Source organism: Streptomyces sp. NPDC001750, assembly GCF_042892615.1.
In the GTDB taxonomy this organism is placed as follows: domain Bacteria; phylum Actinomycetota; class Actinomycetes; order Streptomycetales; family Streptomycetaceae; genus Streptomyces.
Genome location: NZ_JBIAUE010000002.1, coordinates 648204 through 666896, shown reverse-complemented (window position 1 = coordinate 666896; position 18693 = coordinate 648204). Strand labels below are relative to the sequence as shown.

Below are 18693 nucleotides of genomic sequence, written 5' to 3'. Positions count from 1 at the left end.
CCCGCCGCCCTGCGCGTATCTCACCCAACCAGAACTACCGGACCTGGCGCTCAACTGTCAGGCCGATAGCCCGACATCACTCAATCAAGTTCAGTAGCGCGTTCTTCGAAAGTCCCGTCATTCCTGTCGGGCGCCCGACAGGAATGACGGGACAGTCCTTGAGGTCCTCGGCCGTCCCCGGGCCCTGCCCGGCGGGGTCCCGCCGGGCTCGCGGGCGTGGCCGGGTGCTGTTCGAATGCCGGTTATCCTTTTGAATGTCCCCCTTGAGGGTGCTGAAGATCCTGGTCGGTCTCGACGGCTCCGCTTCACCCCCGCGGCCTCACCGGTGCGGTACGACGCCCGCAGTGAGGCCGCTCCGGCGCCCGCGCGCACCAGGTCTCCCTCGCCGGTCCGGCCAGGATCTTGAGCGCCTTCCGTCCGTCCCGAGCCCTGGAGTACGCGTCGTGCGCATCGATCTGCACACCCACTCCACCGCGTCGGACGGTACGGACAGCCCCGCCGGACTGGTGCGGAACGCCGCCGCCGCGGGCCTCGACGTCGTCGCGCTCACCGACCACGACACCGTGCGCGGTCACGCCGAGGCGATCGCCGCCCTTCCCGAGGGGCTCACCCTGGTCACCGGCGCCGAGCTCTCCTGCCGGATCGACGGGGTGAGCATGCACCTGCTGGCGTACCTCTTCGACCCCGACGAGCCCGAGCTGGCACGCGAACGCGAGCTGGTGCGGGACGACCGCGTGCCGCGCGCCCGGATCATGGTGCGCAAGCTCCAGGACCTCGGCGTCCCGATCGAGTGGGAGCGGGTCGCGAGGATCGCCGGGGACGGCTCGGTCGGCCGGCCGCACATCGCCACCGCACTCGTCGAACTCGGCGTCGTCGAGACCGTCTCCGACGCCTTCACGCCCGAGTGGCTCGCCAACGGCGGACGCGCGTACGCGGAGAAGCACGAACTCGACCCCTTCGACGCGATCCGCCTGGTCAAGGCGGCGGGCGGCGTCACCGTCTTCGCCCACCCGGCCGCCGTCAAGCGCGGCGAGGTGGTGCCCGAGTCGTCGATCGCGCGGTTCGCCGCCGCCGGGCTCGACGGCATCGAGGTCGACCACATGGACCACGACGAGCCGACCAGGGCCAGGCTGCGCGGGCTCGCGCGGGAGCTGGGTCTGCTGACGACCGGGTCCAGCGACTACCACGGCAGCCGTAAGCCCGTCGCGCTCGGCGCGTACACCACCGACCCAGAGATCTACGGCGAGATCACCCGGCGCGCCACGGGAGCCTTCCCGGTGCCGGGCGCCGGCGGCCCCCGCCGCACCTGACGGCCCGGCGGTCCAGCAGGGGCCCGCGCCCGCCCGGCGCTCCGGACGCCCGCCGCCCTCGGCGCGACGGCCCGGCGCGATGCCGTACGGCACGGCCCGGCACCCCTCGCGTTCCGCTCGCCCGACCCGCTCCCGTCCGCCCGTACTTCCCGTTCCGCTTCCGCGTCCTTCCCGGCCACCGGAGCCGCCCCACGGCTCCGGCGCGCGTTCCCCCGGGCCGGTTCCTCTCCCTCTTCGTGCAAGGCTCACCGTGTTCGACATCGCTGTCTTCGGATCCCTTTTTCTCACCCTTTTTGTGATTATGGATCCCCCCGGCATCACTCCGATCTTCCTCGCCCTCACCGCCGGCCGCCCCGCCAAGACGCAGCGCAAGATGGCGCTCCAGGCGGTCGCCGTCGCCTTCGGCGTCATAGCCGTCTTCGGCGTGCTCGGCCAGCAGATCCTCGACTATCTGCACGTCTCCGTGCCCGCCCTGATGATCGCGGGTGGCCTGCTCCTGCTGCTCATCGCGCTCGACCTGCTCACCGGCAAGACCGACGAGCCGACGCAGACCAAGGACGTCAACGTCGCGCTCGTACCGCTGGGCATGCCGCTGCTCGCCGGACCCGGCGCGATCGTGTCGGTGATCCTGGCGGTGCAGCACGCCGACGGTGTGGGGGGCCAGATCTCGGTCTGGTCGGCGATCATCGCCATGCACATCGTGCTCTGGCTGACCATGCGCTACTCGCTGCTGATCATCCGCGTCATCAAGGACGGCGGTGTGGTCCTGGTGACCCGGCTCGCCGGAATGATGCTCTCCGCCATCGCGGTGCAGCAGATCATCAACGGCGTCAGCCAGGTCGTCCAGAACGCGTGACGACGGGTGCGGACACCACGGCGCCCCCGAACGGACCGGCCGTACGGGGGCGCTACGTCTGTCTGCGTCGTCGCGCGTTACGAGGCCGGGGAATCGGCCGGGCGGATGTAGATGCGCTGGCCCGTCGCCGCGGCCTGCTGCACGATCCGGTTGACGGAGGCGGCGTCCACGACGGTGCTGTCCACGGCGGTACCGTCGACGTCGTCGAGGCGCATGATCTCGAAGCGCATATGGCTTCCCTTCGTCTGATCCTCCTGCTGGAGAACTGCTGGGAGGACGGGTGACCCCGTCCACAAGGATGGGAGCGCCCGACGCCGGTGTCCGCGCTCCGATTCATGTACAACGGCTTGCTCACTACAAACATTCCCTACGCTAAGGAAAATTTTTGGATGTCTAAGTACCAGCAGGTCATCGGGCACACCCCGGTCGCGCGGCCCGCGGCCACGTGCACGATCAGGCGCACCACGAGGCCCGCATGAACGACGCAGAGATCCGCGACTCCCACGACGCAGAGATCCGCCATCGCGACGACGCGGAGATCCGCGACCGTCTGGACCGGACGAACGAACTGCTCCAGCGCGTGCTCGCCGAGGTGTCGAAGACCCCCTCGACCCACGCGATCTTCGTCGACGCGGGTTATGTGTACGCCGCGGCCGGCCTGCTCGTCACCGGCACCGAGGACCGCCGGTCCTTCGACCTCGACGCGGAGGGGCTGATCGAGGCGTTCATCGACAAGGCCCGCACGATCTTCGCGGACAGCCGGCTGCTGCGCGTCTACTGGTACGACGGGGCCAGGCGCCGTATCCACACCGCCGAGCAGCAGTCCATCGCCGAACTCCCCGACGTCAAGGTCAGGCTCGGCAACCTCAACGCCAACAACCAGCAGAAGGGCGTCGACTCACTGATCCGCAGCGATCTCGAATCGCTCGCCCGCCACCGCGCCATCAGTGACGCGGCCCTGGTCGGCGGCGACGAGGACCTGGTCTCCGCGGTCGAGGCGGCACAGGGGTACGGGGCCCGGGTGCACCTGTGGGGCATCGAGGCGGGGGAGGGGCGCAACCAGGCCGAACCGCTGCTCTGGGAGGTCGACAGCCAGCGCACCTTCGACCTGGACTTCTGCCGCCCGTACGTCACCAGACGCCCCGTCACCATGTACGAGGACGACAGCCCCGCGCCCTCCCGCGAGGACGTCCGCTTCGTCGGTGCGCAGATCGCCGCGGCCTGGCTGGCCGCGCGGGGCCGCGAATCCCTCGCCGAGCTGCTGCCCGGCCACCCGTACCTGCCGGGCTCCGTCGACCAGGACCTGCTGATCGAGGCCGAACGGCTGCTCCAGCACTCGCTGCGCGGCCACGCCCATCTGCGGCGGTCCTTGCGCGACGGCTTCTGGCAGCACGTGCAGGCGCAGTACTGAGCCCGGACGCGTCACTGCGCCGACCGCCCTCCAGGGTCCACGGTGCCCGTGTCCGACCGAGCCGGACCTTCCACGGGTCCGTGCCCGGGACGGGACTCGGGAAGATGCTCAGGAAGGTGCTGCCGCCGCGCGAAGGGTGTCCCAGAAGGAGACGAGCGCGCTCGCGGTCCGCTCCGGGCGGTCCGTGTTCGGAGAGTGCTCGGCGCCCTCGATCCGGGTGCGGTGCGCGCCAAGCCGCCGGGCCATGTCGTCGAGCAGCGGCACCGGCCAGGTGTCGTCGCGCTCACCGGAGAGCACGTGGACGGGCAGTGCCGTGGCGGCGAGTTCGGCCACCCGGTCCGGCTCGGTCGCCAGCTGACGGCCGGTGGCGATCAACTGGGCGGCACGGTGGCGCAGCCAGCGTCGGCGCAGGGCCTCGCCGTTCGGCGTCACCTCCTCGGGCGGGTCGAAGGCGCGCACCGCCTCCCACACCTCGGCCATGGTCATGGTCGTCAGTGCGTCGGAGAGCAGCTTCACCTTGACCTGCTGCGCCTCGACGACCTGGGCGGGGCCCGACGACATCAGCGTCAGCGAACGGAACGGCGAGGCGTCGAGCAGGACCGCGGCGCGGGCGATCTGGCCGCCGAGCGAGTGCCCGACCAGATGCACCCCGCCCCCGTCGCCGGCCGCGAGCGCGGACGCCTGCGCGAGCACGTCGCGGGCCAGCTCGTCCTGCGCGTAGGTCTCCTCGCGGTCCGTGCCGTCCGTCTCGTACTGTCCCCGGCCGTCCACGGCAACGATCCGGTACCCGGCGGCACCGAGCGGTTCGAGGAGCGCGACGAAGTCCTCCTTGCTGCCCATGTAACCGGGCAGCAGAAGGGCGGTGCCGCGCGTCACGCCCTGCGGCGAGGCGTCCAGCACGGCGAACTCGCCGCGCGCGGTGCGGAGCCGATGGGCGCGAGTACCGGGCGGCGGGGTGAACGTGGGCGGCCGACTCATGGGACGAGGTTATGTCCTTGGACACCGAACGGGCAGGACGGCCGGTACGAGAACCGTGCGGCAGGGCCCGGACCTCGCCGGGCCGGGACGTTCCCGGCAGGCCCGGGAACACGCAGACGCGCCCGGTCCGGGGCTGAGCCCCCGGACCGGACGCGTCCGGCGTCGTGCGCTCAGCCCTCGACGCCGGTACCGGTCGCGGCGCGAGCCGTCCGACGCCTGCGCGGCTTCGCCTCGCCGTCGGCGGCTGGGGTCTCCGCCGCGGCCACGGCATCGGCCTTCGGCTTCGAGGCCGCGCGGGTGCGGCGGCGGGGCCTGCTCTCGGGGACGGGCTCGGAGATCGGCGCGATCTGGAAGTCGACCTCGTCCTCGACCGGCTTGACGACGCGGGTGCGGCGGCGCGGCTTGGTCACCGTCTTCGCGGGTGCCGGCTCGGCGACGGGGGCGGTCTGGAAGTCGGCCTCCTCCGCCACCGGCCGCGCCACGGCGGCACGGGTGCGACGGCGGCGCGGCTTCGCCGCGGGCTCGTCCTCGGCCGGGGCCTCGGCGGCCGGGACCTGGACCGTGTTCACCGCGGCCTCGGTCGCGGCGTCCGGAACACCGGCGCGGGTCCGGCGACGGCGGCGCGGCGTACGCGGCTGCGCCGGGGCATCGGCTGCCTCGGCCTCACCGGCGGGGGCGGGTACGGCGGCCGCGGTCTCCTGCGCGGGGGCCACGACGGCACCGCCCCGGGTACGACGGCGCTGACGCGGCGTGCGCGGCGCGCGCTCCGCGGGCGCGGCGGAGGACTTGCGGCCCCGGCCGCCCGTCTCGCCGAGATCCTCGATCTCCTCGGCCCCCAGCCCCGCACGGGTCCGCTCGGAACGCGGCAGGACACCCTTGGTGCCGGCCGGGATGTCGAGCTCCTCGTAGAGGTGCGGCGAGGTGGAGTACGTCTCGACCGGGTCGTTGAAGTCCAGGTCCAGCGCCTTGTTGATCAGCTGCCAGCGCGGGATGTCGTCCCAGTCGACCAGGGTGATCGCGATGCCCTTGGCACCGGCGCGGCCGGTCCGGCCGATGCGGTGCAGGTAGGTCTTCTCGTCCTCCGGCGACTGGTAGTTGATGACGTGGGTCACACCCTCGACATCGATACCGCGGGCGGCCACGTCGGTGCAGACGAGCACGTCGACCTTGCCGTTGCGGAACGCGCGCAGCGCCTGCTCGCGCGCCCCCTGGCCCAGGTCGCCGTGGACGGCGCCGGAGGCGAAACCGCGCCGCTCCAGCTGCTCGGCGATGTCGGCGGCGGTGCGCTTCGTGCGGCAGAAGATCATCGCGAGTCCGCGGCCGTCGGCCTGCAGGATGCGGGCGACCATCTCCGGCTTGTCCAGCGAGTGGGCCCGGTAGACGTGCTGCGAGATGTTCGCGACGGTCGCGCCCTCGCCGTCGGGCGAGGTGGCCCGGATGTGCGTGGGCTGCGACATGTAGCGCCGCGCCAGGCCGATGACCGCGCCCGGCATGGTCGCCGAGAACAGCATCGTCTGGCGCTTCGCCGGAAGCATGGTGATGATCTTCTCGACGTCGGGCAGGAAGCCCAGGTCGAGCATCTCGTCGGCCTCGTCCAGCACCAGCGCGCGGACGTGCGAGAGGTCGAGCTTGCGCTGGCCGGCCAGGTCGAGCAGTCGGCCCGGCGTGCCGACGATCACATCGACGCCCTTTTTCAGGGCCTCGACCTGCGGCTCGTAGGCGCGACCGCCGTAGATCGCGAGCACGCGGACGTTGCGCACCTTGCCGGCGGTCAGCAGGTCGTTGGTGACCTGCTGGCAGAGCTCACGGGTGGGGACGACGACCAGCGCCTGCGGCGTGTCGGTCAGCTGCTCCGGCGCGGCGCGGCCCGCCTCGACGTCCACGGGGACGGTGACACGCTCCAGCAGCGGCAGACCGAATCCGAGGGTCTTTCCGGTGCCGGTCTTGGCCTGGCCGATGACGTCGGAGCCGGCGAGGGCTACGGGGAGCGTCATCTCCTGGATGGGGAACGGGGACACGATGCCGACGGACTCAAGGGCCTCGGCCGTCTCGGGGAGAATCCCGAGTTCTCGAAACGTAGTCAGGGTGCTGCCTCTTCTGTGAGACGCGGTCCGAGGCGAACGCTGGGGGTCGTACCGTGCCGGGTTGGTCATCCGGCCGCGGAAGGGCCGGGTGGCGCGGGACCACTGCCGTCGCTCGAGCGCTCGTGCCGCTGAGGGGGCCCCTCATCTGCGGTCGTACGTGTCGTACGCCCCGCGCGGAGGGCTGTCGGGTCGGAGCCGATCGGGCCACCGACCGGGCATCCTGATTCCATTTACTGGTTTCGCGCCGTACAGGCATCCAAAATACTCAGTAGGCGCAATACCACTGTACCCCGGATTCGCGCATGTGTGTTGGGCGAATTCGTCGGAACGGTGGGATGTCACTGGCTGACCAGGACCTTCCGTCCCCCGCCGGGCGGGCTATTCTGCGCTTCATGGAGACGCCTGACAACGCCAACGAAGCCCCCGTGCCCACCGGAATCGCCGCCCAGGACTGGGCCGCCGCGTCCGCGGAGCCGCAGTACCGCGCGGCGGTCGTGGATCTGCTGGGAGCGCTGGCGTACGGGGAGCTGGCGGCCTTCGAACGGCTCGCCGAGGACGCCAAACTCGCGCCGACGCTCGCCGACAAGGCGGAGCTGGCGAAGATGGCCTCCGCGGAATTCCACCACTTCGAGAGGCTGACGGAACGGCTGACCGCGATCGAAGTGGACCCCACGGGCGCGATGGAGCCGTTCGCCAAGGCGCTCGACGAATTCCACCGCCAGACCGCGCCGTCGGACTGGCTGGAGGGCCTGGTCAAGGCGTACGTCGGCGATTCGATCGCCAGCGACTTCTACCGCGAGGTCGCCGTGCGTCTCGACTCGGACACCCGGTCCCTCGTCCTGGCCGTCCTCGACGACACGGGGCAGGCCGACTTCGCGGTGGAGAAGGTACGCGCCGCGATCGAGGCCGACCCGCGTGTCGGCGGCCGGCTCGCGCTGTGGGCGCGCCGGCTGATGGGGGAGGCCCTGTCGCAGGCGCAGCGGGTCGTGGCCGACCGTGACGCGCTGTCGACGATGCTCGTGGGCGGTGTGGCGGACGGCTTCGACCTCGCGGAGGTCGGGCGGATGTTCTCCCGCATCACCGAGGCGCACACCAAGCGGATGGCCGCGCTGGGGCTCGCCGCGTAGTCTCCGCAACGCCTCGCGCCTGTGCGGCCCGCCGGGGGCGGCACAGGCGCGAGGCGCGGAACGATGTCGGGTCGGGCGGGTGGCTCAGGCCGCCGCCGACCGTCCCAGACCGCTTCGGCTCCGGGGCCGGACCAGCAACGAGAGCGTCACCGCCCCGACCGACACCGCGCCGATCAGCACGGCGGCGAGATGTCCCGGACCCATCACCGAGTGCATGAGGAACACGCCGAACAGAGCCCCCAGAGCGCCCGTCGTGAAGACGGTGCGACGGGACGGGAGCCGGTCCGGCAGAGAGCGGAGCGCCACCCAGGCGAGGGCGAGTCCGAGCACGACGGCGCCGAGAGGTTCCAGGATCACAGTTGATCACCTCGCGAGTTGCGGGGCTGGTGGTGCGGTCACCTGCCGTACTACCCGAGGAACACGGAACGCAATCCTCGTCGGCCTCGTGCCTCGTCGGCCCTGGTCCGGGCGGCGGAACGAGCCGGAAGCGGAACGGGAAGCGGCCCGGCGGGACGTCCCACCGGGCCGCTTCCAAGACCGCCCCGTCGGGCGCGTGGCCTACAGCGCGCCGAAGCCCACGCGACGCGTGCTGGGCTCGCCGATCTCCACGTACGCGATCCGGTCGGACGGCACCAGGACCTTCCGGCCCTTCTCGTCCGTGAGGCTGAGCAGCCGCGCCTTGCCGGCGAGAGCCTCGCCGACCGCGCTCTCGACCTCTTCGGCGGAAAGCCCGCTCTCCAGAACGATCTCCCGGGGCGAGTGCTGCACCCCGATCTTGACCTCCACGGCTATGTCCCTCCGACGGTCGGTTGCTGCGCGGTGAGCCGCGCCGTACCAGCACAGATTAGCCCGGTGAGGGGAGCCTTCAGGGGCCGGTGGGCCACGCCCGCAGCGAACACGCGCGCCGGGCGCGGTACGCGGCCGTCCGGACGCCCGGCGGACCTCCGGGCGCGCGGCCGGGGGTGGTCAGTGCTGATCGATGCCGTGCAGCGGGAAGCCGGCGATGCCGCGCCAGGCCAGCGACGTCAGCAGCTGCACCGCCGTGTCGCGGGGAATGGACGACTGGCTGGAGAGCCAGTAGCGGGCCACCACCTGGGAGACCCCGCCCAGCCCGACCGCGAGCAGCATGGACTCGTCCTTGGACAGGCCCGTGTCCCCGGCGATGACGTCGGAGATCGCCTCGGCGCACTGCAGGGAGACCCGCTCCACGCGCTCGCGCACCGCGGGCTCGTTGGTCAGGTCCGACTCGAAGACCAGCCGGAAGGCGCCGCCCTCGTCCTCGACGTACGCGAAGTACGCGTCCATCGTCGCTGCCACGCGCTGCTTGTTGTCGGTCGTCGACGCCAGCGCCGTACGGACCGCCTGGAGCAGCGACTCGCAGTGCTGGTCGAGCAGCGCCAGATAGAGCTCCAGCTTGCCCGGGAAGTGCTGGTAGAGCACCGGCTTGCTGACCCCGGCGCGCTCCGCGATGTCGTCCATCGCGGCGGAGTGGTACCCCTGCGCCACGAACACTTCCTGCGCGGCGCCCAGCAGCTGGTTGCGTCGGGCGCGGCGAGGCAGCCGGGTGCCTCGTGGACGCGCCGCCTCGGTCTGCTCGATGGCTGTCACGCCGCCTCCCAAAATCGTGATCGGACACGGCATTTCCGTGCACGCTGCGCCGTACAGCCATCGTACTTTCGGGTAACCCGGGCACGCGCGGCGCGGACGCAGAATTTCATGTACCGGACGACTGCGGTAGCCGGGGATTCCCCGATCAGCCGGGCGAAGCGGGGCGTACTAGCGGTAATCGTCCTCATCCTGTGCCACCACACGGGCCTGTTCCACCGCGTCCGCCACGTTCGCGCGCTCCCGGTCGATCTCCGTGAGCGGTTCGTCACGCCGCTGCTGGAGGTCGGTCCGCTGTTCGGCCGCGTCCGCGCGGGGCGTCTCCTGGTCGGGTTCGTCGGGCTGGACGTCCTCGAAGGTCTCGGGGTCGCTGGGGTCGACCGTCATGGTCAGTCCCTTCCTCGCTCGGAGTCGCAGGGGCGTCCCGTGCCCGCCGGTGCGTGCGCGACACGGCCGGGCCGCCTCGCCATGCTGTCGGAACGCCGGATACATCCAGTATGCGAGCGATTCCCCGGCCCGGGGCGCCTCGAACCGGACACGCGACGCCGCATCCGGCGTCCCGTCCGGGACCACCGGGACCGGGCGGCGGGGCGTGGGGGCGTCCGTGCGGACGCCGCGCGGCCTGTGACGGCGAACACATGAACCACGGTGTGATCGTCTCGTAACATTGCCGCATGTCTTCGACTGAGCTCCCGGGCGCGAGCGCCGCCGCGGTGGCCCCCGCCGTGAGCACCGTCGGGGCCGCGGAAGGGGAGGAACTGCGCTCCGTCGCGCTGCCCGGACTGACCCTCACCGTCCGTTCCCGGCCACCGGAGCGGACCGGACTGCCGCCCGCGCTCTTCGTGCACGGGCTCGGGGGTTCCTCGCGGAACTGGTCGGCGCTGATGCCGCTGCTCCAGGACGTGGTGGCGGGCGAGGCGCTCGACCTGCCCGGTTTCGGCGCCTCGCCGCCGCCGGACGACGGCAACTACTCGGTCACCGGGCATGCCCGCGCCGTGATCCGTCTCCTCGACGCGATGGAGCGCGGGCCGGTGCACCTGTTCGGCAATTCGCTCGGCGGCTCCGTGGCCACCCGGGTCGCCGCCGTCCGCCCCGACCTGGTGCGCACGCTCACCCTCATCTCGCCCGCGCTCCCCGAGATCCGGGTGCAGCGCACGGCCCTCCCCACGGGGCTGCTCGCCGTGCCGGGTATCGCGACGCTCTTCGCCCGGATGACCAGGGACTGGAGCGCGGAGGACCGCACCCGGGGCGCCATGGCGCTCTGCTACGGCGACCCGGCGCGCGTGTCCGAGGCCGGCTTCCGCGACGCGGTGGCCGAAATGGAGCACCGCCTGGGGCAGCCGTACTTCTGGGACGCGATGGCTCGCTCGGCACGTGGCATTGTCGATGCGTACACGCTGGGCGGGCAGCACGGACTGTGGCGTCAGGCCGAGCGGGTACTCGCTCCGACCCAGCTCGTGTACGGCGGACGGGACCAGCTCGTCTCGTACCGGATGGCACGCCGGGCGTCCTCGGCCTTCCGTGACGCGCGGCTGCTGACGCTGCCCGATGCCGGACACGTGGCGATGATGGAGTACCCGGAGGCGGTGGCCCAGGCGTTCCGGGCGCTGCTCGACGAACTCGGCGGGAGCTGATCCGCGGCGTGGGACGACACAGCCGAAAGGGCCCCGAACGCGCGGGGCCCGACACCGACGCCGCTCTCGCGAAGGCGACGGACGAGGGCCCGGAAGGCGTACGCCCCGGGCCCGGCAGCGGGCGGCGTCGCAGGCCCACCGGCGCTGAGGGCCACGTCTCGTTCCAGCAGGCCGCGCACGTCCGCGGCGGTCACCCCGAACACCAGGAACCGGGCGGCGGTTGGGGGGCCGGGCCGGGGACCGGACGCCCCGCCGACGGTGAGCGCCCCGCGCCGCGTCGGCCGATGGGGCAGGCGCGGACGGCGGAGCGGGCGGAGAAGGCCGGCCGGGCGCAGGGGGCGCCCCCGAGTGCCCGGCCCGCGGGGACCAAGCCGCTGATACCGGGACCGCGCCGCGAGTTCGTCGAGGCGTTCGACACCGCGCCCACCCCGCCCCCGCCGCGCGGCGGGGGCGGACCGACGGCCGGCCGAGGGGTCGAGGGCCCCGGTGGCGGCACCGGGCAGGCCGAGGAGGCCGAGGAAGGCAAGGAGGGCCGGGGGAACAAGGGCCGTACCTTCACCGGTATCGCGGCCGCCGCCGTGACCACCGTCCTCGCGGTGGTCGTGGCCGGGCAGGTCGCCCAGGACGACGCGGACGCGAGCAACACCGCGCGGTCGGCGGGCGTGGACCGGGACGACACCCGTGACGCCTCCCGCTCCGACGACCGGCCGACCCCGACTGCGCCCCGGGTCAAGCCCCCGACGTACGAGCAGAAGATGGCCAGGGCGTACCCGCTGGCCGCGAAGCTCCGGGGCCCGGGGAAGTTCGATACCGTCCCCGGCAAGGCGAAGGCCCCGGGGACGGGGCACACGTACCGCTACCGGATCGACGTCGAGCAAGGTCTCGGCCTCGCCCCGGACCTCTTCGCCCGGGCCGTCCAGGAGACGCTCAACGACGACCGCAGCTGGGCGCACGACGGCGCGATGACGTTCGAGCGGATCTCCTCCGGTGACCCCGACTTCGTGATCACCCTGGCCAGCCCCGGCACCACCGCGGACTGGTGCCTCAAGTCGGGCCTGGACACGGCCGAGGACAACGTCTCCTGCGACTCCGCGGCGACCGAACGCGTGATGATCAACGCCTACCGCTGGGCGCAGGGCTCGGCGACGTTCGGACCGGACGAACTCTTCGCGTACCGCCAGATGCTGATCAACCATGAGGTCGGCCACCGGCTGGGACACAACCATGTGAGTTGCCGCACGCCGGGAGCGCTCGCTCCGGTGATGCAGCAGCAGACCAAGTCCCTGGACATCGACGGCATCAAGTGCCGCCCCAACGCCTGGGTGCATCCCGGAAGTTGAGACGCGGGGGTGGAGGCCCGCGGGCGCGTCGGGTCCTCCTCCCGATCGGACCGGATCCTGCGGACGAGCGGTGGCGAGGGCGCCGTCACGCCGTCCGGCTGTCCACAGAGTGAGATCGCCGTCTCATTCTTCGTTGACATCATCTGGGCGGTGATCCATATTTCTCGGCATGTCACGCAGCCCCGTCACCTCCGAGCGCGCCGCCATCGAGCTGGCGCTCATCGGTGTGACCGGGCACAGCGTCGCCGACATCCTCTGTTGCTGACGGCAGCCCGCGTGCGCGTCGGCCTTCCGCCCGAGCCCCGAACCGGCCCGGACGGCGTTTTCTGACCTCGCGCCCGGGCGTACCCGTCCGTGGGCGCGGCGACGACCGTATGGTTCCGGTCATTTTCCCTGTGCTGACCGGCTTTGCGAATCCGCGCCGCGCATCCCCTGTGCGCTCCGCCCCCCGCGCACCGGTCGTGCGCACCGGCTTCTCGTCGCCGCCGCACGGACGCCCACCGTCCTTCTTTCCCGGCAGTCCTTCCGAGAGGTCACCTTCCCATGCGTCAACCGTCCGTCATATCGCGCCGCGTGGCAGCGGCCGCCGCCGTACTCGCCGTGGTCGCGGGCGCCGCGGCCTGCGGCCCCGAGGACAGCAAGGCCGACGGCTCCGGCGCGCCGGGCAAGCCGCAGAAGGGCGGCACGCTCACCGTCCTCAACAGCAGGCCCCAGTCCGACTTCGACCCCGCCCGGCTCTACACCTCCGGCGGCGGCAACGTCCCGTCCCTGGTCTTCCGCACCCTCACCACCCGCAACCGGGAGGACGGCGCGGCCGGCGCGAAGGTCGTGCCCGACCTGGCGACCGACCTCGGCACGCCCAGCCAGAACGCCACCGTGTGGACGTACACCCTCAAGGACGGACTGAAGTTCGAGGACGGCACCCCGATCACGAGCGCCGACATCAAGTACGGCATCGAGCGCTCCTTCGCCGCCGAACTCTCCGGCGGCGCACCGTACCTGCGCGACTGGCTGATCGGCGGGGCCGACTACCAGGGCCCGTACAAGGACAAGAAGGGCCTCGACTCGATCGAGACGCCCGACGCGAAGACGATCGTCTTCCACCTGAACAAGCCGGAGGGCGAATTCCCCTTCCTGGCCACGCAGACCCAGACGACTCCGGTGCCGAAGGCCGAGGACACCGGCACGAAGTACGAGGAGCACCCGATCTCCTCGGGGCCGTACAAGGTCGTGAAGAACGAGGGCGACGGCGAACGTCTCGTCCTGGAGCGCAACCCGCACTGGTCGGCCGACACCGACGAGGAGCGCAAGGCGTACCCGGACCGGATCGACGTGCGCTCGGGCCTCGACTCCGCCGTCATCAACCAGCGCCTCTCGGCCTCGCGGGGCGCCGACGCCGCGGCCGTCACGACGGACACCAACCTCGGCCCGGCCGAACTCGCCAAGGTCACGGGCGACAAGAAGCTCGCCGACCGCGTCGGCACCGGTCACTTCGGCTACACCAACTACATCGCCTTCAATCCGAAGGTGAAGCCGTTCGACAACCCGAAGGTGCGCCAGGCGATCGCCTACGCCGTCGACCGGTCCTCCGTGGTCAACGCGGCCGGTGGCTCCTCGCTCGCCGAGCCCGCCACCACCTTCCTGCCCGAGCAGGCGGCCTTCGGCCACACGCCGTACGACCACTTCCCGGCCGGGAAGTCCGGCGACCCGGCCAAGGCCAGGGAACTGCTGAAGGAGGCCGGCCACCCCAAGGGGCTGACCGTCACCCTCACGCACTCCAACGACAAGGACTTCGCAACGAGCCCGGAGATCGCCACCGCGATCCAGGAGGCGCTGAAGAAGGCCGGTATCACCGTCAGGCTCCAGGGCCTGGAGGACAACGCCTACTCCGACACGATCCACAACGTGAAGAGCGAGCCCGGCTTCTTCCTCGCCGGCTGGGGCGCCGACTGGCCGTCCGGCGGCCCGTTCTTCGCGCCGATCTTCGACGGGCGCCAGATCGTCGAGGACGGCTACAACTTCAACTCCGGCCTGCTCGACGACCCCGGGGTCAACAAGGAGATCGACGGGATCAACAAGCTGACCGACCTGGAGGCCGCCGCGAAGCGCTGGGGCGCGCTCGACAGGAAGGTCGGCGAGCAGGCGCTCACCGTGCCGCTGTTCCACCCGGTCTACAAGCGCCTGTACGGCGAGGCCGTCAAGAACGTCGTGATCAGCGACTGGACCGGTGTGCTGGACGTCTCGCAGGTCGCGGTCAAGTGACCACGGCTCAAGCAGTGACCACGGCCGTGGCGCAGCCGGCCGAGGGGGCGGGGGCCGTCGTGGCCCCCGCCTCCGGGGCTCGTCCGTTCTGGCGGCGGTTGCGCGCCCGGCGTTCCGCCCTCGTGGCCGCCGTCGTCGTCGCCCTGCTGGTCCTGGCCGCGCTCGCCGCACCACTGCTGGCGGCCGTCGAGGGCCAGGACCCCACCACGTACCATCCGGATCTCGTCGACTCCGCCACCGGCGGGGTGCCGATCGGCTCCTTCGGCGGGATCGGTGCCGAGCACTGGCTCGGCGTCGAACCGCTCACCGGGCGCGATCTGTTCGCCAGAGTCGTCCACGGGGCACGGGTCTCGCTCGGCGTCGCGCTCGCCGCCACCCTGCTCCAGGTGGTCATCGGGGTCGCCGTGGGTCTGGCGGCGGGGCTCGGCAACCGCTTCGTCGATCAGGCGCTCAGCCGGGTCACCGACGTCGTGGTGGCGCTGCCCGTCATGGTGATCGCGCTCGGCGCGCTCGCCGTCGTGCCCGTGGGCTTCCCGCGCCCGGTCCTGATCGCCCTGATCATCGGCCTGGTCGGCTGGTCCGGCATCTCGAAGATCGTGCGGGCCCGGACGCTCGCGCTGAAGTCGCTCGACCACGTCGCCGCCGCCCGGCTCAGCGGCTGGAGTTCCTGGCAGGTGGCCCGGCGCGAGCTGCTGCCCGCGCTGGCCGCGCCCGTCATCACGTACGCCGTACTGCTCTTCCCGGGCAACATCGTCGTCGAAGCGGCCCTGTCCTTCCTCGGCGTGGGCATCAAGCCGCCGACGCCGTCCTGGGGGCAGATGCTCAGCGACGCCGACACCTGGTACCAGGCGGCGCCCACCTATCTGCTGATCCCCGCACTCCTGCTGTTCGTCACCGTGCTCGCGCTCACCGTCCTCGGTGAGGGCGTGCGCACCGCGCTGGACCCGCGCGCCGAGTCCCGGCTCCGGGTCGGCACGGGACGCAAGCGGAAGGGGCGAGAGCGGAAGGCCGGCACGGGGCCGGAGCGGAGGGTGCGCGAGGCGGACCACGGCACCGGTCCGGAGCCGGGGTTCGACACGGAGCCGGGACGTACGAAGACCGGCACGGGTCCGGAGCGGGGGGCCGGCGCGTGAAGTGGTTCCTGCTCAGGCGCCTCGGCGGGGCGCTCTTCGTGCTGCTCGCCCTCAGCGTCGTCGTCTACGCGGCCTTCTACGTCGCCCCTGGGAACGTCGCGCAGATCGCCTGCGGTCCGCGCTGCTCACCGGCGCAGGTGGCGCAGGTCGGAGAACAACTGCACCTGGACGACCCGCTGTACTCGCAGTACGCGCACTTCCTCCAGGGCCTCTTCGTCGGCCGCGACTACTCGACCGGGACCGGGGTGCTGCACTGCCAGGCGCCCTGCCTCGGGCTCTCGTACCAGAGCGACCAGCAGGTCACCGAGCTGATCCTGACCAAGCTCCCGGCCACCGCCTCGCTCGCCGTCGGCGCCTTCGTACTGTGGATGCTGCTCGGCGTCGGCACCGGGCTGCTCTCGGTGTGGCGGCGCGGCCGCGTCACGGAGCGCGTTCTCACCTGGATCACCCTGGCCGGCATGGCCACGCCGGTCTTCGTCATCGGACTGCTGCTGATCATCATCCTGGTCACGGCGCTCAAGGTCCTCCCGTTCCCCGACTACGTGCCCCTCACCGAGGACCCGGAGCAGTGGGCCTGGAACCTTCTGCTGCCCTGGATCTCGCTGGCCCTGGTGTCCGCGGCCCCGTATGCCCGGATGACCCGGGCGTCGATGCTGGAGACGCTGGCCGAGGACCATGTGCGCACCTTCAGGGCGTACGGGGTCGGGGAGCGTGCGATCGTCGGACGGCACGCGCTGCGCGGTGCGCTGGCGCCGGTGATCGCGCTCGGCGCACTCGACATCGGCTCGCTGTTCGGCGGCGCCGTCCTCACCGAATCCCTGTTCGGTATCCCAGGGGTCGGCCGTGAACTCGTCGACGCCGTCAGGAACGTGGATCTCCCGGTCGTCGTCGGTCTGGTGCTCGTCACCGGATTCTTCGTCGTCCTCGCCAATACCGTCGCCGACATCCTGCAGGCGATGGCCGACCGACGGGTGGTGCTGGCATGAACCTGGTCGATGTCTCCGGTCTCTCCGTCTCGTTCGGTGACGTGCGCGCTGTGGAGGACCTCTCGTTCTCGCTGGAGGCGGGGGGCGCGCTCGGCGTCGTCGGCGAGTCCGGCTCCGGCAAGAGCGCCTCGGCGTACGCCCTGCTCGGACTGCACCGGGGGACCGGCGCCGAGGTCCGCGGCTCGATCCGGGTCGCGGGCGTGGACGTGGACGCGGCGGACGACGCGGAACTGCGGGCGCTGCGGGGTGCGAAGGCCGCGATGGTCTTCCAGGACCCGCTGTCGTCGCTCGACCCGTACTACGCCGTGGGCGACCAGATCGCCGAGGTGTACCGGGTCCACAACAGGGTCTCCCGGCGGGCGGCGCGGGCCCGTGCCGTGGAGGTGCTGGACCGGGTCGGGATCCCCGACGCGGTACGGCGGTCCCGGTCCCGGCCGCACGAGTTCTCCGGCGGGATGCGGCAGCGGGCGCTGATCGCGATGGCCCTGGCCTGCGAACCCCGGCTGCTCATCGCCGACGAGCCGACGACCGCCCTGGACGTCACCGTCCAGGCCCAGATCCTGGACCTGCTGCACGACCTGCGGCGCGAGACCGGCATGGGGCTGCTGCTGGTCACCCATGACGTGGGCGTGGCGGCCGAATCGGTCGACGAGGTGCTGGTCATGCGGTCGGGCCGGGCGGTGGAACGGGGGCCGGTGGGCGAGGTGCTCGTGGCGCCGCGCGAGCCGTACACGCGGGCCCTGCTGGCGGCGGTACCGCGCATTCCGGCGAGGGGTCCGGATGGTGGGTCCGGTTCTGCGGGCGCGGTGGTGGTTCCGCGCGAACCGGCGGATGGTTCGAGCGGGGCCGCGGGTCCGGGCGGTGCCGGACGTCCGAGCGGGGCCGCGGGGGCGGGGGCGGATCGTGGGCGGGGGGACGACGGCGGCGCGCTCGTCGGGGGTGCTCGGGGCGTCGGTGATGCCGGTGATGCTGTCGGTGTCGGGGAGGCGCTTGTCGAGGCGGTCGACGTCCGGCAGGTGTTCGGCAGGGGCGGATCCGCCCATGTCGCCGTCGACGGCGTCTCCCTCACCGTCCGCCGCGGCGAGACCCTCGGCATCGTCGGCGAGAGCGGCAGCGGGAAGACCACCCTCGGCCGGATGCTCGTCGGGCTGCTGGAGCCCACCTCCGGGCGGATCGCCCGGGACGCCCGGGTGCAGATGGTGTTCCAGGACCCCGTCTCCTCCCTCAACCCGCGTCGCTCGGTCGGCGAATCGGTCGCCGATCCGCTGCGTGCGTCCGGGGAGCGCGACGAGGCGGTGATCCGGGCGCGGGTGGGGGACCTGCTGAAGCGGGTCGGGCTCGACCCCGGGCAGTACGACCGCTACCCGCACGAGTTCAGCGGCGGACAGCGACAGCGCGTCGGGATCGCCCGTGCGCTGGCCGCCGAGCCGGAGCTGATCGTCTGCGACGAGGCCGTCTCCGCGCTCGACGTGACCACCCAGGCCCAGGTGATCGGCCTGCTGAAGCGGCTGCGGCGGGAACTGGGCCTGGCGCTGGTCTTCATCGCGCACGACCTCGCCGTCGTACGCCAGGTCAGCGATCGGGTCGCCGTCATGCGGAGGGGCAGGATCGTCGAGGAGGGCGAGGCGGACCGGGTGTACTCGGCTCCGCGGGACCCGTACACCCAGCAGCTCCTGGCGGCCGTGCCCGCGCTCGATCCGGCGCTCGCGGCGGTGCGGCGCGCAGCACGCAAGGAGCTGGCCGCAGCCTGACGGTATGTGACCGTTCGGTACCTTAGCGCAACAGAACGTCGCTGGGCCAGGAAAGTTACGACGGTTCACCCCTTTCGGTGGTGGGGCGGGCCAACCTCCCGCCCCCCACCCCCCGAAACCCCAAACGGGGTGGGCCCGGGGGTGGTCGGGGCGGCCGAGGCCCGACCACAACGAGAAAGGGGGGGGGCCCCGGCGCAAAGCATTAAAAAAACACCC

At 72.0% G+C, this 18693-nt stretch carries 18 protein-coding genes; 11 read left to right on the top strand and 7 right to left on the bottom strand.

The features are described from left to right. Positions 1–443 precede the first annotated feature (443 nt). Positions 444–1310 (top strand): PHP domain-containing protein, encoded by an 867-nt coding sequence (locus ACFYY6_RS06210; RefSeq protein WP_351525262.1) that lies wholly within the window; start codon positions 444–446, stop codon positions 1308–1310. A gap of 250 nt (positions 1311–1560) precedes the next feature. After that, positions 1561–2166, top strand: a complete 606-nt coding sequence (locus ACFYY6_RS06205; RefSeq protein WP_351525261.1) for a MarC family protein — start codon at positions 1561–1563, stop codon at positions 2164–2166. Positions 2167–2243: 77 nt separating this feature from the next. On the opposite strand, the gene ACFYY6_RS06200 is transcribed toward ACFYY6_RS06205, so the two are convergent. After that, complete coding sequence (locus ACFYY6_RS06200) at positions 2244–2396, bottom strand: hypothetical protein (RefSeq protein ID WP_199883112.1); 153 nt, start codon at positions 2394–2396, stop codon at positions 2244–2246. A 245-nt stretch (positions 2397–2641) separates the two neighbouring features. Between ACFYY6_RS06200 and ACFYY6_RS06195 the strand changes: the two genes are divergently transcribed. Further along, positions 2642–3577: an NYN domain-containing protein gene (locus ACFYY6_RS06195; RefSeq protein WP_351525260.1), complete on the top strand. Its 936-nt coding sequence runs from the start codon at positions 2642–2644 to the stop codon at positions 3575–3577. 108 nt (positions 3578–3685) lie between these two features. Here the strand turns inward: ACFYY6_RS06195 and ACFYY6_RS06190 are convergent, their stop codons facing one another. Together ACFYY6_RS06190 and ACFYY6_RS06185 are read right to left on the bottom strand one after the other, a co-directional pair. Continuing rightward, positions 3686–4555, bottom strand: coding sequence for an alpha/beta hydrolase (locus ACFYY6_RS06190; RefSeq protein ID WP_351627341.1), 870 nt, complete (start codon positions 4553–4555; stop codon positions 3686–3688). A gap of 170 nt (positions 4556–4725) precedes the next feature. Further along, positions 4726–6549, bottom strand: a complete 1824-nt coding sequence (locus ACFYY6_RS06185; RefSeq protein WP_388648274.1) for a DEAD/DEAH box helicase — start codon at positions 6547–6549, stop codon at positions 4726–4728. A 482-nt stretch (positions 6550–7031) separates the two neighbouring features. Here ACFYY6_RS06185 and ACFYY6_RS06180 point away from each other — a divergent pair, with 482 nt between their 5' ends. After that, complete coding sequence (locus ACFYY6_RS06180; protein WP_351525257.1) at positions 7032–7766, top strand: ferritin-like fold-containing protein; 735 nt, start codon at positions 7032–7034, stop codon at positions 7764–7766. 84 nt (positions 7767–7850) lie between these two features. Here the strand turns inward: ACFYY6_RS06180 and ACFYY6_RS06175 are convergent, their stop codons facing one another. The 4 genes from ACFYY6_RS06175 to ACFYY6_RS06160 form a co-directional block, all read right to left on the bottom strand. Continuing rightward, on the bottom strand, positions 7851–8123 hold the full coding sequence (locus ACFYY6_RS06175; RefSeq protein ID WP_351525256.1) for a hypothetical protein: 273 nt from the start codon (positions 8121–8123) through the stop codon (positions 7851–7853). Positions 8124–8324: 201 nt separating this feature from the next. Beyond that, positions 8325–8552 (bottom strand): DUF3107 domain-containing protein, encoded by a 228-nt coding sequence (locus ACFYY6_RS06170; protein WP_351525255.1) that lies wholly within the window; start codon positions 8550–8552, stop codon positions 8325–8327. 180 nt (positions 8553–8732) lie between these two features. After that, positions 8733–9374: a TetR/AcrR family transcriptional regulator gene (locus tag ACFYY6_RS06165; RefSeq protein ID WP_073781814.1), complete on the bottom strand. Its 642-nt coding sequence runs from the start codon at positions 9372–9374 to the stop codon at positions 8733–8735. A 168-nt stretch (positions 9375–9542) separates the two neighbouring features. Beyond that, on the bottom strand, positions 9543–9758 hold the full coding sequence (locus ACFYY6_RS06160) for a hypothetical protein (RefSeq protein WP_351525254.1): 216 nt from the start codon (positions 9756–9758) through the stop codon (positions 9543–9545). 287 nt (positions 9759–10045) lie between these two features. Between ACFYY6_RS06160 and ACFYY6_RS06155 the strand changes: the two genes are divergently transcribed. The 7 genes from ACFYY6_RS06155 (at position 10046) to ACFYY6_RS06125 (ending at position 18477) form a co-directional block, all read left to right on the top strand. Then, positions 10046–11005 (top strand): alpha/beta hydrolase, encoded by a 960-nt coding sequence (locus ACFYY6_RS06155; RefSeq protein ID WP_351627331.1) that lies wholly within the window; start codon positions 10046–10048, stop codon positions 11003–11005. An 8-nt stretch (positions 11006–11013) separates the two neighbouring features. Beyond that, positions 11014–12345, top strand: coding sequence for a DUF3152 domain-containing protein (locus ACFYY6_RS06150; protein WP_351627328.1), 1332 nt, complete (start codon positions 11014–11016; stop codon positions 12343–12345). 169 nt (positions 12346–12514) lie between these two features. Then, complete coding sequence (locus ACFYY6_RS06145; protein WP_338014129.1) at positions 12515–12610, top strand: Ms4533A family Cys-rich leader peptide; 96 nt, start codon at positions 12515–12517, stop codon at positions 12608–12610. 278 nt (positions 12611–12888) lie between these two features. After that, on the top strand, positions 12889–14607 hold the full coding sequence (locus tag ACFYY6_RS06140) for an ABC transporter substrate-binding protein (RefSeq protein ID WP_386607076.1): 1719 nt from the start codon (positions 12889–12891) through the stop codon (positions 14605–14607). 14 nt (positions 14608–14621) lie between these two features. Continuing rightward, positions 14622–15740: an ABC transporter permease gene (locus tag ACFYY6_RS06135; RefSeq protein WP_389191835.1), complete on the top strand. Its 1119-nt coding sequence runs from the start codon at positions 14622–14624 to the stop codon at positions 15738–15740. After that, on the top strand, positions 15737–16726 hold the full coding sequence (locus ACFYY6_RS06130) for an ABC transporter permease (RefSeq protein WP_351525668.1): 990 nt from the start codon (positions 15737–15739) through the stop codon (positions 16724–16726). The genes ACFYY6_RS06135 and ACFYY6_RS06130 overlap by 4 nt, the downstream gene beginning before the upstream one ends. Beyond that, a complete protein-coding gene (locus ACFYY6_RS06125) occupies positions 16723–18477 on the top strand; it encodes a dipeptide ABC transporter ATP-binding protein (protein WP_386607074.1) in 1755 nt (584 codons plus the stop codon). Before ACFYY6_RS06130 ends, ACFYY6_RS06125 begins: the two co-directional genes overlap by 4 nt. The last annotated feature ends 216 nt before the right edge of the window (positions 18478–18693 follow it).

Coding starts and splice junctions, on each gene's coding strand:
- ACFYY6_RS06125 (WP_386607074.1), top strand. CDS start 16,723: ATGAACCTGGTCGATGTCTCCGGTCTCTCCGTCTCGTTCGGTGACGTG.
- ACFYY6_RS06200 (WP_199883112.1), bottom strand. CDS start 2,396: ATGCGCTTCGAGATCATGCGCCTCGACGACGTCGACGGTACCGCCGTG.
- ACFYY6_RS06180 (WP_351525257.1), top strand. CDS start 7,032: ATGGAGACGCCTGACAACGCCAACGAAGCCCCCGTGCCCACCGGAATC.
- ACFYY6_RS06145 (WP_338014129.1), top strand. CDS start 12,515: ATGTCACGCAGCCCCGTCACCTCCGAGCGCGCCGCCATCGAGCTGGCG.
- ACFYY6_RS06195 (WP_351525260.1), top strand. CDS start 2,642: ATGAACGACGCAGAGATCCGCGACTCCCACGACGCAGAGATCCGCCAT.
- ACFYY6_RS06160 (WP_351525254.1), bottom strand. CDS start 9,758: ATGACGGTCGACCCCAGCGACCCCGAGACCTTCGAGGACGTCCAGCCC.
- ACFYY6_RS06185 (WP_388648274.1), bottom strand. CDS start 6,549: ATGACGCTCCCCGTAGCCCTCGCCGGCTCCGACGTCATCGGCCAGGCC.
- ACFYY6_RS06155 (WP_351627331.1), top strand. CDS start 10,046: ATGTCTTCGACTGAGCTCCCGGGCGCGAGCGCCGCCGCGGTGGCCCCC.
- ACFYY6_RS06140 (WP_386607076.1), top strand. CDS start 12,889: ATGCGTCAACCGTCCGTCATATCGCGCCGCGTGGCAGCGGCCGCCGCC.
- ACFYY6_RS06190 (WP_351627341.1), bottom strand. CDS start 4,555: ATGAGTCGGCCGCCCACGTTCACCCCGCCGCCCGGTACTCGCGCCCAT.